17 protein-coding genes are annotated in these 17,356 nt (G+C 36.9%); all 17 read left to right on the top strand.

The genetic code is table 11. The annotated features are described in order from the left end of the window. The first annotated feature begins 56 nt into the window (after positions 1-56). The 17 genes from cmk (at position 57) to aroC (ending at position 16,774) form a co-directional block, all read left to right on the top strand. Positions 57-737: a (d)CMP kinase gene (cmk, locus tag FG390_RS08240; RefSeq protein WP_141190569.1), complete on the top strand. Its 681-nt coding sequence runs from the start codon at positions 57-59 to the stop codon at positions 735-737. Beyond that, the gene (locus FG390_RS08235) at positions 734-1,315 is read left to right on the top strand and encodes a lysophospholipid acyltransferase family protein (protein ID WP_141190568.1); all 582 of its coding nucleotides are present in this window, start codon (positions 734-736) and stop codon (positions 1,313-1,315) included. The genes cmk and FG390_RS08235 overlap by 4 nt, the downstream gene beginning before the upstream one ends. Before the next feature lie 106 nt (positions 1,316-1,421). Next, complete coding sequence (gene rpsA / locus FG390_RS08230; RefSeq protein ID WP_141190567.1) at positions 1,422-2,567, top strand: 30S ribosomal protein S1; 1,146 nt, start codon at positions 1,422-1,424, stop codon at positions 2,565-2,567. 840 nt (positions 2,568-3,407) lie between these two features. Beyond that, positions 3,408-4,724 (top strand): ribosome biogenesis GTPase Der, encoded by a 1,317-nt coding sequence (gene der, locus FG390_RS08225; protein ID WP_141190566.1) that lies wholly within the window; start codon positions 3,408-3,410, stop codon positions 4,722-4,724. 18 nt (positions 4,725-4,742) lie between these two features. Then, a complete protein-coding gene (plsY, locus tag FG390_RS08220) occupies positions 4,743-5,339 on the top strand; it encodes a glycerol-3-phosphate 1-O-acyltransferase PlsY (protein ID WP_246092766.1) in 597 nt (198 codons plus the stop codon). Positions 5,340-5,358: 19 nt separating this feature from the next. Beyond that, positions 5,359-6,399, top strand: coding sequence for an NAD(P)H-dependent glycerol-3-phosphate dehydrogenase (locus tag FG390_RS08215; RefSeq protein WP_141190565.1), 1,041 nt, complete (start codon positions 5,359-5,361; stop codon positions 6,397-6,399). A 156-nt stretch (positions 6,400-6,555) separates the two neighbouring features. Further along, positions 6,556-6,816: a stage VI sporulation protein F gene (locus FG390_RS08210; RefSeq protein ID WP_141190564.1), complete on the top strand. Its 261-nt coding sequence runs from the start codon at positions 6,556-6,558 to the stop codon at positions 6,814-6,816. Positions 6,817-7,638: 822 nt separating this feature from the next. Then, positions 7,639-9,117, top strand: a complete 1,479-nt coding sequence (gene spoIVA / locus FG390_RS08205; protein ID WP_141190563.1) for a stage IV sporulation protein A — start codon at positions 7,639-7,641, stop codon at positions 9,115-9,117. 293 nt (positions 9,118-9,410) lie between these two features. Next, positions 9,411-9,683: a non-specific DNA-binding protein Hbs gene (hbs, locus tag FG390_RS08200; protein ID WP_141190645.1), complete on the top strand. Its 273-nt coding sequence runs from the start codon at positions 9,411-9,413 to the stop codon at positions 9,681-9,683. A 535-nt stretch (positions 9,684-10,218) separates the two neighbouring features. Then, positions 10,219-10,782: a GTP cyclohydrolase I FolE gene (gene folE, locus FG390_RS08195; RefSeq protein ID WP_141190562.1), complete on the top strand. Its 564-nt coding sequence runs from the start codon at positions 10,219-10,221 to the stop codon at positions 10,780-10,782. A 20-nt stretch (positions 10,783-10,802) separates the two neighbouring features. Beyond that, the gene (gene mtrB, locus FG390_RS08190; protein ID WP_246092765.1) at positions 10,803-11,027 is read left to right on the top strand and encodes a trp RNA-binding attenuation protein MtrB; all 225 of its coding nucleotides are present in this window, start codon (positions 10,803-10,805) and stop codon (positions 11,025-11,027) included. Positions 11,028-11,153: 126 nt separating this feature from the next. After that, complete coding sequence (locus tag FG390_RS08185; protein ID WP_141190561.1) at positions 11,154-11,969, top strand: heptaprenyl diphosphate synthase component 1; 816 nt, start codon at positions 11,154-11,156, stop codon at positions 11,967-11,969. Then, complete coding sequence (locus tag FG390_RS08180) at positions 11,956-12,669, top strand: demethylmenaquinone methyltransferase (RefSeq protein WP_141190560.1); 714 nt, start codon at positions 11,956-11,958, stop codon at positions 12,667-12,669. The genes FG390_RS08185 and FG390_RS08180 overlap by 14 nt, the downstream gene beginning before the upstream one ends. A 315-nt stretch (positions 12,670-12,984) precedes the next feature. After that, positions 12,985-13,950, top strand: a complete 966-nt coding sequence (gene hepT, locus FG390_RS08175; RefSeq protein WP_141190559.1) for a heptaprenyl diphosphate synthase component II — start codon at positions 12,985-12,987, stop codon at positions 13,948-13,950. 192 nt (positions 13,951-14,142) lie between these two features. Continuing rightward, positions 14,143-14,586 (top strand): nucleoside-diphosphate kinase, encoded by a 444-nt coding sequence (ndk, locus tag FG390_RS08170; RefSeq protein ID WP_141190558.1) that lies wholly within the window; start codon positions 14,143-14,145, stop codon positions 14,584-14,586. A gap of 176 nt (positions 14,587-14,762) precedes the next feature. After that, positions 14,763-15,569 carry a CheR family methyltransferase gene (locus tag FG390_RS08165; RefSeq protein WP_141190643.1) on the top strand — a complete coding sequence of 269 codons (807 nt, stop codon included), beginning with the start codon at positions 14,763-14,765 and terminating at the stop codon, positions 15,567-15,569. 38 nt (positions 15,570-15,607) lie between these two features. Beyond that, positions 15,608-16,774, top strand: a complete 1,167-nt coding sequence (gene aroC, locus FG390_RS08160; protein ID WP_141190557.1) for a chorismate synthase — start codon at positions 15,608-15,610, stop codon at positions 16,772-16,774. Positions 16,775-17,356: the final 582 nt, after the last annotated feature.

Genomic DNA, 17,356 nt, shown 5'->3' with positions numbered 1-17,356 from the left:
TATGGTATAGTAATACAGGAAAATAGAAGTGAGAGATAGGAGTTTTGGGGATAATTATGAAAGAGAATTTTCAGGTTGCGATAGATGGACCTGCTGCAGCAGGAAAGAGTACAGTGGCTAAAAAAGTAGCTAAAATATGTTCTTTTATCTACATTGATACAGGTGCAATGTATCGTGCTTTGACATTCAAAGCTTTAGAGAAAAAAGTAGATTTAACAGATGGTCAAAAACTGAAGTCTATCCTTGATCGTGCTATAATTAAACTTAAACCAACGGAAAATGGTCAGCGTGTCATACTCGATGGTGAAGATGTAAGTGAAGTTATTCGTTATCAGAATGTCACAAATGCGGTATCTCTTGTGTCCTCACATCGTGAAGTTCGTGAAGAAATGGTCTTGAGACAAAGAAAATTAGCTGAAAATACAGGCGTTGTTATGGATGGAAGAGATATTGGTACACACGTTTTACCTAATGCCGATGTTAAGATTTTTCTAAAGGCATCAGTTGAAGAACGAGCATTAAGAAGATATAAAGAAGTTTTGGCGAAAAATATCGAAACAGTGTCTTTAGAAAAGTTACAAGAAGAAATCGCCTTAAGAGATAAGAAGGATAGTGAACGAGAGGTCTCCCCATTAGTAAAAGCCGTAGATGCCATTGAAATAGACACAACATCATTATCAATTGACGATGTCGTTGATCGAATATTGGAACTCGTGAAAGAGAGGCAATCACATTGAGCTTATACTCATTGGGTAAGAACATTCTGCACTACTTTTTTCGCATCATGTACCGATATGAAGTCGTAGGAGTAGAGCATATTCCAAGCGATGGCGGAGTTCTGATCTGTAGTAATCATTTGTCCAATTTTGATCCACCGCTTGTAGGCGTCTCTTGTCCTAGAGAAGTGAGTTTTTTAGCCAAATCAGAAATGTTTAAATTTAAGTTTGGAAAGAAAATATTAAAGAAAGTGCATGCTTTTCCAATTAAACGAGGTGCCAGTGATCGACAAGCCTTAAAAATCGCAAAGAAATTATTAGATGATGGCCATGTTTTAATTATGTTTCCAGAAGGGACGAGAAGTCGAACAGATGATTTCAACCCAGCACGGCCTGGAGCTGGTTTCTTTGCTCTTAGAACAGATGCTGTTGTTATACCTTGCTATATTAAAGGAAACTATAAACTATTTAGCCGAGTAAAAGTATACTTTGGTCAGCCAGTTGATATGTCTAATTTTAAAGAGAATAAAGCAAAACCGATTGAAGTAGCTAGATGTATTATGACTAAAATTGAGGATTTAAAAGTAAGATCAGTTTAAAAGATCTAATAGGTCTGATAAGCTTATCTACTTGACAAATAGGCTTAATTGTAAGAAGTTAAAATAAGAGAGTTATTGTTGGTTTAATTAAAGGAGGTCACTGATAATGGTTGAAGAAACAAACAATGAATTAGATGAATTTAATCCTTTGAATGTTGACGATGTTGTAACTGGGAAGGTTACCAAAGTTGAAGAAAAACATGCTTTGGTTGATGTAGGATATAAAGTAGATGGCATTTTACCTATTAGTGAACTATCAAGTTTACACATCGATAAAGTCTCTGATGTATTAAATGAAGGCGATGAAGTAACAGTTAAAGTCACTAAGTTGGTTGATGAGGAATTAGTCTTGTCAAAAAAAGAAGTAGATGCGGATTCCGCTTGGGACGGCCTCGAAGATAAATTTAAAAATCAAACAACGTTTACGGTAGAAATTGCAGATGTTGTTAAAGGTGGACTTGTTGTCGATCTAGGTGTACGTGGATTTATTCCGGCATCACTTGTTGAGCGTGTATACGTTGAGGATTTTAGTGACTATAAAGGGAAATCACTTGACGTGAAAATCGTTGAATTAGATCGTGAAAAAAGAAAGGTTATTTTATCTCATAAAGCCGTTATTGATGAAGAAGCAGAGCGTATTAAAATGGCCACTCTTCAAGATGTTCAAGCTGGTGAAATTCTTGAAGGGACTGTACAACGACTCACCGATTTTGGTGCGTTTGTTGACATCGGCGGTGTAGATGGACTCGTGCATATCTCTCAATTGGCACATCGTCATGTTGATACACCATCGGAGGTTGTCTCTGAAGGAGATAAGGTGAAAGTTAAAGTTCTATCCGTGGATCCTGAAAATGAACGTATATCCCTATCTATTAAAGATACTCAGCCAGGTCCTTGGGATAAAGCAAAAGAAACGATTCATGCAGGAGATGTTTTAGAAGGAACAGTCAAACGCATCGTCAACTTTGGTGCTTTTGTTGAACTTATACCTGGTGTTGAAGGACTCGTTCATATTTCAGAAATCTCACATAAGCATATTGGTACGCCGAATGAAGTTCTCACTGAAGGAGATCAGGTAAAAGTTAAAGTACTTGATGTAAATGCTGATGATAAGCGCATCTCATTAAGTATTAAAGATTTAGAAGAACCCGTTAAAGAAGAAGCGCCTGTTATTAACACAAATGATGATTCAACAACTGGATTTTCTCTTGGTGATATGATCGGTGATCAATTAAAAAAACTAAAAAAATAAAGTGAAACTTCCATCAGTGGGGGGGTTACTTCATCCCCCACTGATGGAAAGCCTGAAACAATCCGACCTTTTCGGGCAGTTGATCCCCCACCTCTCTTCTTTGAATACTCAGAATCTTGAGGTGGGGGTCTTTTCTAGCCGTTAAGGCGGGCTAAAAAATAATCAAAGTGGAAAGCTGTGTAATCTACACAGCTTTCTTTTAGGTAAAAAAGTATAACGAATGAAATGCTTATTAGTGCGTGTTCAAAAAGGTGACAAATTAGAAGCAAGAAGATCAAGGTGGCGCTGTTTTGAGGACCAGAATGTAGGTTTTTTCTACATGAGGACCGGAGAAACAAGCGAGCGCCGAGGAATCGTAGCTTATCATTTGATGACTTTTTGAACAACCTCTATTAAGAAATTGTTTGAGTAAAGATTCTTTTTTTGATAAGATTAATACGCTTATTCGTCAATCCCTTCTGTAAAAGAAGGGATTATTTATCAATACAGGTACTAGAAAATTTTTTATAAAAAAATGCAACCTGATACATGGACAAGTGTATACTATAAAGAGGAACGCTTCTTTGGAATGAATTCAATAGGTTCCGTTACAAACCACTTTAGAATAAGCATGAATCAATATTAGAAAAACAAGCAAATAATAGTATGAGGCTATAGTTTTAAAGTACATAAGTTTATTGATAAAATCATATTTTTCACTACGAGGACTCAAAAATAGATGTTTAGCTCAATTAATTTAGTGTAGACTTTTTTATTTTGGAGATGGGTCCCAATGACATCAATGAAATGATTCTTTTGATAAAAACTTTACTAATATTTGCACTGAAAGGAAGAAAGTGAATGTCTAAACCAACAGTTGCCATTGTGGGTAGACCAAACGTTGGAAAATCAACCATCTTTAATCGTATTGTAGGCGAGCGTTTGGCTATTGTGGAAGATATGCCAGGAGTCACAAGAGACAGGCTCTATGGTCCAGGAGAATGGCTTAATTATACATTTAATGTTATTGATACAGGTGGAATTGAACTAGGAGACGAGCCTTTACGTGTTCAAATGAGAGCACAAGCCCAAATAGCTATGGACGAAGCGGATGTCATTTTGTTTATTGTTGATGGAAAAGACGGTTTAACTCATGCTGATGAAGAAGTTGCTCAAATCTTATACCGCTCGGATAAACCTGTTGTTCTAGGAGTCAATAAGATTGATAATTTTAAGCAAAGAGAAAACCTATATGAATTTTACTCATTAGGTCTTGGTGATCCTATCGGTATATCAGGATCCCATGGGATAGGAATAGGGGATTTATTAGATAGTGTTGTTTCACACTTTGAACAAGAAGAGAAAGATGAGTATGATGAAACAACCATTAAATTCTCATTAATTGGGAGACCGAATGTCGGTAAATCATCTCTTGTTAATGCTATATTAGGTGAAGAAAGAGTTATTGTGAGTGATATTGCTGGTACGACTCGTGACGCAATTGATACACCTTTTACAAGGGATAACCAAGAATATGTGATCATTGATACAGCAGGTATCCGAAAACGTGGTAAAGTCTATGAAAAAACGGAGAAATACAGTGTATTACGAGCACAAAAAGCGATTGAAGGATCAGATGTCGTGCTTGTTGTTATTAACGGTGAGGAAGGAATTATTGAGCAAGATAAAAAAATTGCCGGTTATGCGCACGAAGCAGGTCGGGCCATTGTCATAGTGGTTAATAAATGGGATGCTGTTGAAAAAGATACGAAAACAATGGATCAATTTAAAAGAAAAATTAGAGAACAATTTCAGTATTTAAGTTATGCTCCTATTGTTTTCCTATCAGCAAAAACGAAACAAAAACTCGTTAATCTGCTTCCAACAATCCAAATGGTAGCTGAGAATCATGCAATGAGAATCCAAACCAGTCTATTAAATGATGTCATTAATGATGCCACAGCTATTACACCGCCGCCATCTGATAAAGGTAAACGACTTAAAATTTATTATGCAACCCAGGTTAGTGTAAAACCACCAGCTTTTGTTTTATTTGTCAACGATCCAGAGCTCATGCATTTTTCATATCAACGTTATTTAGAAAATAAAATTAGAGATACATTTGGATTTATTGGAACACCCATTCGAGTGATGGTAAGAAGAAAGAACGAACAGTAAGAGGGAGAGAAATTGGGGATGATGTTTATTTCGTTTGTACTAGCTTACTTAATTGGTTCGGTAAGTTTTAGCTATTTAATCACGAAGAAAATAAAAAAAGTTGATATTCGTAAAGAAGGAAGCGGTAATGCTGGGGCAACAAACACATTGCGCGTACTTGGCGTTGGTCCAGCCATCGGCGTTCTGATCCTTGATGTTTTGAAGGGGGTTGTTGCCATTCTAATCGCTCAAGCTTTACATTTAGATCTTTGGGCCATTGCATTGAGTGGCTTGTGTGCTATTTTAGGCCATAACTTTCCAGTATTTTTTGGTTTCAAAGGTGGAAAGGGAGTCGCCACAACAATCGGTGTATTTATTATGCTACTTCCGATTCCCTTTGTCATTGCAGGCGTCATAGGGCTCATTTTAATTGCTATTACGAGGTATGTCTCACTTGGTTCTATCATACTAATTATTTTAACGCCTACGCTTAGTCTTATCATCGGTAATTATTCTAATAGTATAACAGCGATCGGTTTTCTTATCGTTGTTTTAGCAATCTGGCAGCATAGAATGAACATTGTCCGTTTATTTCATGGCGAAGAAAACAAATTGGGTCAAAAAAAAGAGGCCTAATGAAGGGGAAGTGGATTAAATGAAAAAAGTGGCAGTTATTGGATCAGGAAGTTGGGGAACGGCGCTTTCTATGGTTCTTGCTGATAACGGTTATTCGGTTCAATTATGGGGGCATCGTCAAAATCAAATAGATGAAATTAATAGCTCACATACAAACCAACGCTATTTACCAGGGATCACTTTATCTGACCAAATTATAGCTTCCTCCGATATGAAATTGGTTCTTAAAGAAGTCGATATGGTTCTAATTGTTGTTCCAACAAAGGCCATGCGTGAGGTTTTAACAAACATTCGAGAAAATCTTGATCATTCCGTCATTTTTGTTCATGGGAGTAAGGGAATCGAACCTGGGAGCTCAAAACGTATTTCTGAATTAATCGAGGAAGAAATACCAAATGACAAAAGGCAAGGTGTCGTTGTACTATCAGGACCAAGTCATGCAGAAGAGGTTTGCCTTAGACATCCAACAACGGTCGCTGTAGCCTCACATTCGCTTGAAGCTGCAAGAAAAGTTCAAGACGCCTTTATAAATAATCATTTTCGTGTTTATACAAATGATGATATTGTTGGAGTGGAAATTGGGGGGGCTCTGAAGAATATCATTGCTTTAGGCGCCGGTATATCAGATGGTCTTGGTTATGGAGATAACGCAAAAGCGGCACTTATTACACGAGGTCTCGCGGAAATTGCTCGATTAGGAACAAAATTAGGGGCAAATCCATTAACGTTTATCGGCCTTGCTGGAATGGGAGATCTTATTGTCACATGTACAAGTATACATAGTCGTAATTGGCGATGTGGCCATTTACTAGGGAAGGACCACACTCTAGAAGAGGCGTTGAATGAAATGGGGATGGTTGTCGAAGGTGTTAGAACGACCAAGGCAGCTTATCTACTCGCACAGCAAGAAAATGTAGAGTTGCCGATTACTACTGCCATTTATAATGTCTTATTCGAAGGAAAGTCGCCTAAACAAGCAGTAGACGAGTTAATGAATCGTGACAAAAAAGACGAAATAGGACCATTATTCGAGATGTTACAAGATAAATTCAGTCAATGAAACAGTTAAGTGGCTAAAGAAAGGTTTTTTACACCCTATCTAGACATTAAGAAATATCATTTCAAATGACACTGAAATGATATTCGTTCTTTTTTCTGCACAATGTTTCCCCCTTTGCATATAATGTTTTGAAAGTAAGGAAAAGGGGGATTCTCATTGGATTCAAAAAATCCTTTTTTTGATCATATTGAAAAGAAGACCAATGTAAAAAAAGAAGATATTTTCTCTCTAGCTAACTCAGTTTCAAATGCTGACTTTCATGATGAAAAAACAGTAAGAGATCTCATTGGACAAGTTGCAAAATTGGCCAATGTATCAGTACCAAAAGAAAAAGAAGATCTACTCGTTAAAACGATTATTAACAATAATGTCCCTTTAAATTTCTCTTCTTTGTCAAAAATGTTCGATCAAAAATAAGAAACTAGGCTATCGTCAAGGACAATATAAACGGCGATGGCATACGGTATATTGAATGACCACAACAATAGAAGAGATGCTAGTTGTAGAAGGATTTAGTCAAATCGGGTAAAGCGTATGCTTTACCTGATTTTTTTTCACTTTAAGAAAGTATTTAAATTAAGATATAAGTGCGTGTTCAAGGTGACAAATGAAAAGGGTTACTGGCTAAGTACGCTCGCTGGCATCCTGCCAGAACGCCAGTACTAGCCCGTCCTGGGCGTCGAGCGGCGGAGTTCCTTAGAACCGGAATTTCTCGCGTTGTGGTCGTTTCAGGCAACAGCCACAGGGCGTGAGTGGTTTTAGCCAGAGATCCCCTTGAATCCACTACATGAGGACCGGAAAAACGAGCGGGCGCCAAGATTCGCAGCTTATCATTTGGTGACTTTTTGAACAACCTCATAAATTATAAGAGCGGACTTAGGACTCTGTCTGCGCTTTACAGGCAAGCCAATCGGACCTATACGGGCAGTTGATCCCCACCCTATTCTCTTTAAAAACTCAAAATCTTGAGGTAGGGTCTTTTCTAGCCGTTAAGGCGGGATAAAATATAAAGTTTTTCTTATAAAATATGAAAAAAGTGGTCTGAAAGGTCAAGTTATACAATAGCCTATTTGAGAAGGGAATTTACCATCTGGCGGTCCATTTCAAATATTGGAGCTGATGCATTTTATAAAATCATAGAATTAATATTGTAAGTTGTCATATTCGATGGACAAAGTCATATTTATATATTATATGACGTCTTCGAATACATTTTTGAAGATCGGGAGGGTGTATAATTTGGAACAAATCGATATTTTCAAAGATATTGCTGAAAGAACTGGTGGAGATATTTATCTCGGTGTTGTTGGTGCCGTTCGTACGGGTAAATCAACCTTCATTAAAAAGTTTATGGAACTTGTTGTACTCCCTAATATTGAGAATGAGGCTGACCGTGCTCGCGCACAAGATGAACTACCTCAAAGTGCAGCTGGCAAACAAATCATGACAACGGAGCCAAAATTTGTTCCGAATCATGCAGTCTCAGTTAAAGTGGATGATGGTCTTGAAGTCAATATCCGTATTGTTGATTGTGTTGGCTATGCCGTCAGCGGAGCAAAAGGCTTTGAAGATGAAAATGGGCCAAGAATGGTGCATACGCCTTGGTATGATGAACCAATTCCATTTCAAGAAGCAGCGGAAATCGGCACAAGAAAAGTTATTCAGGAACACTCTACACTTGGTGTTGTGGTAACAACGGATGGTTCGATTGGTGAAATACCACGTGGTGACTATATTGAGGCAGAGGAACGAGTCGTTGAAGAATTAAAAGAAGTGGGTAAACCATTTATTATGATTGTTAACTCAACCCATCCTTATCATCCGAATACAGAAGCTCTTAGAAACGAGTTAGCTGAAAAATATGATATTCCAGTGCTTGCACAAAGTGTAGAAAATATAACCCAACAGGACATTAATAATATTTTGAGAGAAACTTTATATGAATTTCCGGTTTTGGAGGTTAATGTTAATCTACCAAGTTGGGTCATGGTGTTACATGATGATCACTGGCTAAGACAAAGCTATGAAGGTGCGGTCAAAGATACTGTAAAAGATATTAAGAGGCTACGTGATGTTGATCGTGTGGTCGGTCACTTTGGCGAGTATGAATTTATTGAAAATGCAAAACTGGCGGGTATTAACATGGGCCAAGGTGTTGCGGAAATTGATTTGTATGCACCAGATGACCTATATGATCAAGTATTAAAAGAGGTTGTAGGTGTTGAAATACGTGGGAAAGATCACTTGCTTCAACTTATGCAAGAGTTTGCTCATGCTAAGAAAGAATATGATCAAGTAGCAGATGCCCTAACAATGGTAAAACAAACGGGGTATGGTATCGCAGCGCCAGCTCTGACCGATATGAGTCTTGATGAACCTGAAATTATTAGACAAGGATCTCGATTTGGGGTTAGACTGAAGGCTGTAGCTCCTTCGATCCATATGATAAAAGTGGATGTAGAGTCGGAATTTGCCCCGATAATTGGTACGGAAAAACAAAGTGAAGAGCTGGTTAGATATTTGATGCAAGACTTTGAAGATAACCCCTTATCGATTTGGAATTCAGATATTTTTGGAAGATCGTTAAACTCCATTGTACGTGAAGGCATCTCGGCTAAGTTATCCCTCATGCCAGAAAACGCTCGTTATAAGTTAAAAGAGACACTAGAAAGAATTATTAATGAGGGTTCAGGAGGGTTAATTGCTATTATTTTGTAAATGAAATAGGACTTACTTTCTAAGACTCTTCAATTTGAGGGTCTTTTTTTGTTGATTTTTTCCTTCAATTATTTAATATATAATGATCATGGGGAGCAAGATCTATTAAAAATATAGCCATTTATGCATGAAATTTATAGAAAAAAGATTAAAAAGCGATGAATATGACTATATTTTAATAAAAGATGTTGAATTATTGAATAGGTTCGTATAAGATAAGCCTTGTTAATGTTTTTGCAACCACAAAAATAATGAAAGTGATACGAATGATGTTTTGAGAGGAGGTGAAGGTGTTGAATAAGACTGAACTTATTAATGCTGTAGCAGAATCTGCTGAGCTTTCCAAAAAAGATGCAACTAAAGCTGTTGATTCTGTATTTTCAACAATTGCTGATGCTCTCAAAGAAGGTAGCAAAGTGCAATTAATTGGTTTTGGTAACTTTGAAGTACGCGAACGTTCGGCGCGTAAAGGCCGCAACCCTCAAACGGGTGAAGAAATTGATATCGCTGCAAGTAAAGTACCTGCTTTTAAACCAGGCAAAGCTCTTAAAGAGTCCGTTCAATAATCAAGTACATAGGGCGATGCTTTAGATTGACGTGAAGGAGTCACATGGGTGACTCCTTTTTTACACTTAAAGAATGTATAAAACTAGGCCTCTGTCTGCGCCTAGGCCCGCAATCGGCAAGTTTTCTTTGCCATAATCATATAACTTTATTCTAATCAAAAAGCAGATGGAGAATTTACAATCACCATTCGGATATTTTTATAATACCAAAGGATTTTTTGTGAATATTAGGGTGTAGAAGTTTGAAGTTGAATAATAAATGTGTTTTCTTTATACTTTAAGGAAGGGTCTATGTTAATATTTCTTTAGATAGTGAATGGCACGAAAGCAGATTTCGAAAACAAATATCAACGAAGGAAATTTTTCCGTCGTTTATTTAAAAGGGCAAAAGAGCATGCCAATTTAATCATTAATAAATAACGAATCTCCATTATCCCATTTTCTGAATCACTTCTCACTAAAAACAAACATAACTTGTAGTTTTTTATTTCATAATGAACAATACATAAAAGCTTGATACTGGAGGAAATACACCATGACTGTGGACCATAAAAAAATCGAAAAAGCGATAACGATGATTCTTGAGGCGATTGGTGAAGATCCAAGTCGTGAAGGGCTAATAGAGACGCCTCAACGCGTTGCAAGAATGTACGAAGAAGTATTTCAAGGATTACATCAAGATCCGAAAGAACATTTATCAAAAGTCTTTGGCGAAAATCATGAAGAACTTGTTATTGTCAAAGATATTCCGTTTTATTCGATGTGTGAACATCATTTAGTCCCTTTTTTTGGGAAAGTACATGTTGGTTATATCCCACGAGGTGGTCGTGTGACTGGGCTTAGTAAACTTGCACGTGCGGTAGAAGCGGTTGCTAAAAGACCACAGCTTCAAGAACGAATAACCACGACTGTTGCGGATAGTATTGCTGAATCTCTTCATCCCTATGGGGTTATTGTTGTTATTGAAGCTGAACATATGTGTATGACAATGCGAGGAGTAAAAAAACCCGGAGCAAAAACGGTTACCTCTGCAGTTAGAGGGATTTTTCAAAATGATGCAACTGCAAGAGCAGAAGCACTTTCTTTAATTAAAGACTAACAAAAAGATGAGGGATATATATGGCTGATGATTATCAAATGAATGATTACTTTATTGTTAAAGCTGAAGAAGATGGTGTTAATGTGATAGGAATGACACGTGGTGCAGAAACTAAATTCAATCATCTAGAAAAGCTGGACAAAGGCGAAATCATGATAGCTCAATTCACAGAGCATACAGCAGCCGTCAAGATTAGAGGGAAAGCAACTGTACATACCAAATATGGGGATATTTCCTCTGAATGATAGGATTATCGTCTCCTACTTCATTTACATTATGATATAATTTATAACGCTCAAAGATATTTCTAAGCGTTCAATGTTTTTTGATTAGAAAGACAAAAGGAAGAACTCTAAGTATGGGGGAATAGCATGTCAATCCAAGATGAAGTTGTTCAAATATACCATAAAATTCAAAAAAAGGTTAATCACCCATATCTTAATCGCTATTTGCCTAAACCAACTGTTGACATAGATAAAATACTAACCCTTTTTTTATTGTTTAAACAACATGGATCTTATAAAAATATCGAACAATATGTCATGAGTGTGATGATTGCACAAATGGGGTTAGATACTCATGAAAAAATCACAAAAAATGAAGAATTTAAAGGCCTTGAACTTAAACAAAGACAACTCACAGTCTTATCTGGTGATTTTTATAGCTCACTTTACTATTACATATTGGCTGAACAAAAAGATATTCAAATGATTAAATGGATCTCACAAGCTATACAGGAATTAAATATGCATAAAATGCATTTTTTCTACGCTGAGAATGTCGTAAATGTTGATTATTATTTTAATCATTTAAGACAAATAGAATCATGCCTAATCATAAAGTTGGCAGAAAAATTAGATATTAACGAATGGTCCGATATCATAGCGGATTTCTTTTTCTTAAAGCGCCTTCATTTGGAAAGAGATTTTTTAGATCACAGGGAAGCTACTCATACATCTTACATCTACCACATCATAAAAGGTACGGACATAGATAAGCAAAATTTTAAAGAGCAGATTGAAGATCAAATGAATCAGATAAGAAAAAAATGGTCAATGGATATTTTACCTAAAAAGCAAAACTTATCAAAACATCTTGGATACCTTATCGATCATTTCACTAAAGTAAGTCAACCATTTAAGAGGAACACATTAATTAAGGGAAGGATAAATTATGCCGATCGATGAAATGAAATCAAAGCATGAAAAAGTTCATCATGTGTTTCAAACCATTTATAAAAAATATGACTTCATGAATTCTCTTATAAGTTTCAATCGCCATAAATCATGGCGAAAGAGAACGATGCAATTAATGAATGTGAAAAAAGGACGTACTGCCATTGATTTGTGTTGTGGAACAGGAGATTGGACTCTTGCTTTAGGGGAGAGTGTTGGTCCAAACGGTCATGTTGTTGGCCTTGACTTCAGTGATAATATGCTAGAAGTGGCTAAAATGAAGTTAATGGAAACAAAGTTACAGAATATTGAGCTTAAACAGGGCGATGCCATGTCACTGCCATTTGATGACAATTCGTTTGACTATGCAACGATTGGTTTCGGTTTACGAAATGTGCCTGATTATCTTACAGTATTAAAAGAAATGTTCCGTGTTTTAAAACCAGGCGGAATGGCTGTATGTCTTGAAACGTCTCAGCCCACTTTACCAGTATATAAGCAAATGTATTTTTTCTACTTTAAAAATATAATGCCGGTATTAGGTAAAATTTTTGCTGGCAGTTATAAAGAGTATGTTTGGTTAAATGAATCAACCCAAAATTTTCCAGACAAACAAAAGTTAGCCGAATTATTTAACGAAGCTGGATTTCGAGACGTGGAGATTACGTCATTTATGGGTGGAATTGCTGCCGTACATAAAGCAAAAAAATAACCCAACGTATCCCGCCTTAACGGCAAGAAAAGAACCCAATCACAAGATTCTGGGTATTCAAAGAAGATAGGTGAGGATCAACTGCCCGTAAAGGGTCTGATTGGTTCAGGCTTGCCATCAGTGGGGGATGACGCAGGCTAAAAACGCGACGTCCTATCGCAACGCCTGCACTAGAACATCCTGTGCGTCGAAAAATCCCCACTAATGGAGGTTTCACTTTATCTATTCCGTCCGAGTGTCATAAAAAGTAGAGGATGATGCCTCTTGTTACTAACTCTTAACTTTGAAAGAGAACTTTGAATATAGGTGAATGGTATGACAATAGCAGGAATATACAGAACACAAAAACGAAATTTAAAAGACATCGAACAAGTTATGGAGAACCTCCTCAAGACAAATCACACGACTTTACATCAAGCAGCCGTTGATTTATTAAGAGCAGGTGGAAAAAGAATTAGACCTATTCTTGTTATGTTATCAGCGGAATATGGAAATCCCAATCATGAAGATGTAAAAAAAGCCGCAGTAACGCTTGAATTAATACATATGGCTTCGTTAGTTCATGACGATGTCGTTGATAACGCTAATCTAAGAAGGGGTAAAAAAACCGTCAAAGCGACTTGGGATAATCGTGTGGCCATGTATACAGGAGATTATATTTTTGCTCATTCTATTGAGCACATGACAGGGGTTCAACTACCCTATGCTCATCAACTCGTATCGAAAGCCATTCGAGATGTTAGCTTAGGTGAAATAGAGCAAATTCGACATCTCTACAATGTAGATCAACATTTACGTCACTACCTCCTGCGAATTAAACGCAAGACGGCTCTCCTCATAGCCTTAAGTTGTCAATTGGGTGCGTTAACTGCAGGTTGCCCACAAGACATTGTTCGTAAACTTTATTATTTTGGCTATTTTATTGGTATGTCATATCAAATAATAGATGATATATTGGATTTTGTTGGAACAGAGAAACAACTGGGTAAACCATCTGGGAGCGATTTGAAACAAGGTAATATTACGTTGCCTACTTTGTTTGCATTATCTATCCCTGATGTCCGTCAACGTGTGATATCATGTTTTGAATCTAACGATGATCAAGCCGATTGGGATGGAGTGATCCAATCAGTCAAACAATCAGGCGGGATTGAGTATGCAGAATCAATGAATGAACGCTATCTCGATAAAGCTCTTAACGTCCTTAAGAGTTTACCACAAAATCAAGTTACAGAAAATCTGAGGAAAATTGCAGACTATCTTGGAAAAAGGAAGTATTAGTTAGGTGAATAAACGTGATAAATGGCATTCGCTTGACTATTTTATCATTTATGAATAAATAAAGAATTGTCGAATTAACTGAAATTTGATAAACTACAAACACCATATTTATTTTGATAGAAAGTGTCCAGCCCGAAACGACATAACGTAGTGAATTCAAAACGAATATGGTGAACAAAGGAGATAAGGGTAATGGAAAAAACATTTCTTATGGTGAAACCCGATGGGGTTCAAAGACAGCTTATTGGAGCCATTGTTCATCGTTTTGAAGAAAAAGGGTTTAAATTAGTTGGCGCAAAATTCATGCAAATCTCACGCTCACTTGCTGAACAACATTATGCTGAACATCAAGGTAAACCTTTTTTTGAAGATCTTGTTCAATTCATAACATCTGGCCCTGTATTTGCTATGGTATGGGAAGGCAGAGATGTCATTCGTTTATCACGTAAGATTATGGGAGCTACAAATCCACTTGAAGCCGCCCCTGGCACGATACGTTCCGATTACAGTTCATTTATGAGTCGGAATTTGATTCACGGTTCAGATTCACTCGAGAGTGCTGAAAGAGAAATCCACTTGTTCTTTAACTCATCTGAAATCATTAAGTATGAGAAAGCGGTTGACCAATGGATTTAAAACCAGCCGTTCATTGGCTGGTTTTTTATACGATCTCTCAAAATTTTTATAAGCAAAGATATCAGTTTAATACTTAGAACCGAAATCTAGATGCCACAGGACTGGTTATCGTACATAGTTAACACTCGTTTCATTTACCTATGTGTGATATGGAAGAGAGGTGCTTATTACGAGTGGTGGATGATTACCAATGGTTTATAATGCATTTTCATAATTTAACGGGTATTGACCTCTCACTATATAAAGAAGAGCAAATGAAAAGAAGATTAACGACATTAAGGCTCAAACGAAATATTCAAACATTTCAAGAATTTTATCATGCCATACTTAAGTCAAAACCACTTTATGAAGAATGTCTTGACCGCGTGACCATTAATGTGACTGAATTTTATCGTAATCGACCAAGATGGGATGTTTTGGAACAATTTATAAAAGAGCAGTTTCGTGATAAACAAGAAATAAAGGTTTGGAGCGCAGCTTGTTCCACCGGTGAAGAACCGTTTTCTTTAGCAACCTTACTATCTCGCTATCTCCCGTTAGAGGGCATTCATATTACAGCCACAGATATTGACCTCAAAGTTCTTCGGAAGGCTAAAGAAGGCAACTATATTGAGAGGACATTAAACAATCTAACAGATCAGGAAAAAACCATGTTCTTTGATAAAAATGGGTTAATCTATACGGTTAAAGACAAATATCGCCCGTTAATTACGTTTCAACAACACAATTTGCTATCTGATCCCGCACCGGATTCTTTTGATCTTATTGTTTGTCGAAATGTTCTCATTTACTTTAAAGAAGATGCCAAACAAATGATCTATCAAAAGTTTGGTCAAGCTCTAAAACCAAATGGATTGTTGTTCGTTGGTAGTACAGAACAAATTTTTCATTCTGAGAATTTTAATTTAAAACCCGTTAAAACATTTTTTTATCAAAAAATTGAGAAGAGTTCATATGATGTGATGTGCCGAACATCAAGTTAAAACATTTTTTTATCAAAAAAATTGAGGAGAGATAAAAATTGAGAATTTTAACAGCAGGAGAATCACATGGCCCACAATTGACAGCCATTATTGAAGGGCTCCCATCACAACTTCCCATTGATAAATCCTTAATCAATGCAGAATTAAAAAGGAGACAAGGGGGGCATGGGCGCGGACGCCGCATGGTTATTGAGACGGACCAAGTCCAAATTGTTTCTGGTGTTAGACATGGAAAAACAACGGGTGCCCCTGTAACATTGGTCATTGAAAATAGAGACTGGAAAAACTGGACATCCATTATGACTTCAGATCCCATAGAAAATCCAGATGAAGTGAAAAAGCAGGTTACAAAGCCAAGACCTGGTCATGCAGATTTAAATGGTGGATTAAAATACAATCATAGAGACATGCGTAATGTTTTAGAACGATCATCTGCAAGGGAAACAGCGATGCGTGTTGCAATTGGTGCCATTGCAAAACAGTTTCTCTCTCATTTTGGGATTGATGTGGCTGGTCGTGTGATCAATATTGGAGGAGTAGTTGACACGGAAACTGTGCCTGAATCAATTGAAGAACTTAAGGAGCGCACGGAAAATTCACCTGTTCGCTGTTTAGACAAAAAAGCTGAAGAAAAAATGATTAACGTCATAGATGAAGCGAAAAAAAATGGCGATTCCATTGGGGGAGTCGTAGAAGTTATCGTGAATAATGTTCCTGCGGGACTTGGCAGTTTTGCTCATTACGATCGAAAATTAGATGCTAAAATTGCGATGTCTGTCCTTAGTATCAACGCTTTTAAGGGGGTTGAATTCGGGATTGGGTTTGACGCGGCCAACCGTCCGGGAAGTGAAGTCCACGATGAAATTTTATGGAATGAAGAAGAAGGATACACGCGAAGAACCAATCGTTTGGGAGGATTTGAAGGTGGCATGACAACAGGTATGCCAATCGTGGTTAGAGGCGTTATGAAACCTATTCCAACTCTATATAAACCACTTCAAAGTGTTGACATAAACACCAAGGAACCTTTCAGCGCAAGCATTGAGCGTTCCGATAGTTGTGCTGTTCCAGCTGCAAGTGTCGTCTGTGAACATGTCGTAGCTCTTGAAATTGCAAAGGCAGTCTCAGACAAATTTGCAGGTGATTATTTAGAGGAAAAAATAGCCTCTTTTGAAGCTTACAAAAAACATCTTTTAAACTTTTAATAAATCTACGGCTGGCATATTTTGGTATGCTAGCTTTTTTATAGCTTTACCGATATATTGGATAGAGTAGATAAACTCGGTTTTTGACTTTTTTTTAATTGGGGCTTTCAATTTATGGCTATTAAAATTGAGATAATTTACTAAAAGTGTGTAAAAACAGATTTAAGATGTATATGGGGAAATGTAAGAATTGTAGATAGAACACAAGATTAATTAAATTGACAGACTAATGGAATTTGTTTATTATAGTATTAACTTTTCAGAAGCCGTAGGGCATCAGAAAATAGCTGAGTAGAGATTAGACGAGAATGAGTGTGCTTGAGCAGAGAAGAGCTTAGGGTTAATGAAAACAAAAATGAAAGTGTTTATTAATTTATTAATCCATTATTAACTAAAAATCCCCCTATTTTCTTCATCCTCATCAGACGCCCATTCCTCAAATTTGGAGGGGTGCAAAGATGTTCAATAACTTATATCCTAAGCGTTCCGAATCATATCACCGATGGCGTAGTTATTTTAAGTCATAAAATTTATAGATTATTAAATAACTAAAATAACATCGTGTGAAAATTGAGGAGGAAT

It is taken from the genome of Terrilactibacillus laevilacticus (assembly GCF_006517395.1).
Taxonomy (GTDB): domain Bacteria; phylum Bacillota; class Bacilli; order Bacillales; family Sporolactobacillaceae; genus Terrilactibacillus; species Terrilactibacillus laevilacticus.
The sequence above is the reverse complement of the archived record's forward strand: the minus strand, read 5'-3'. Positions and strand labels throughout refer to the sequence as shown.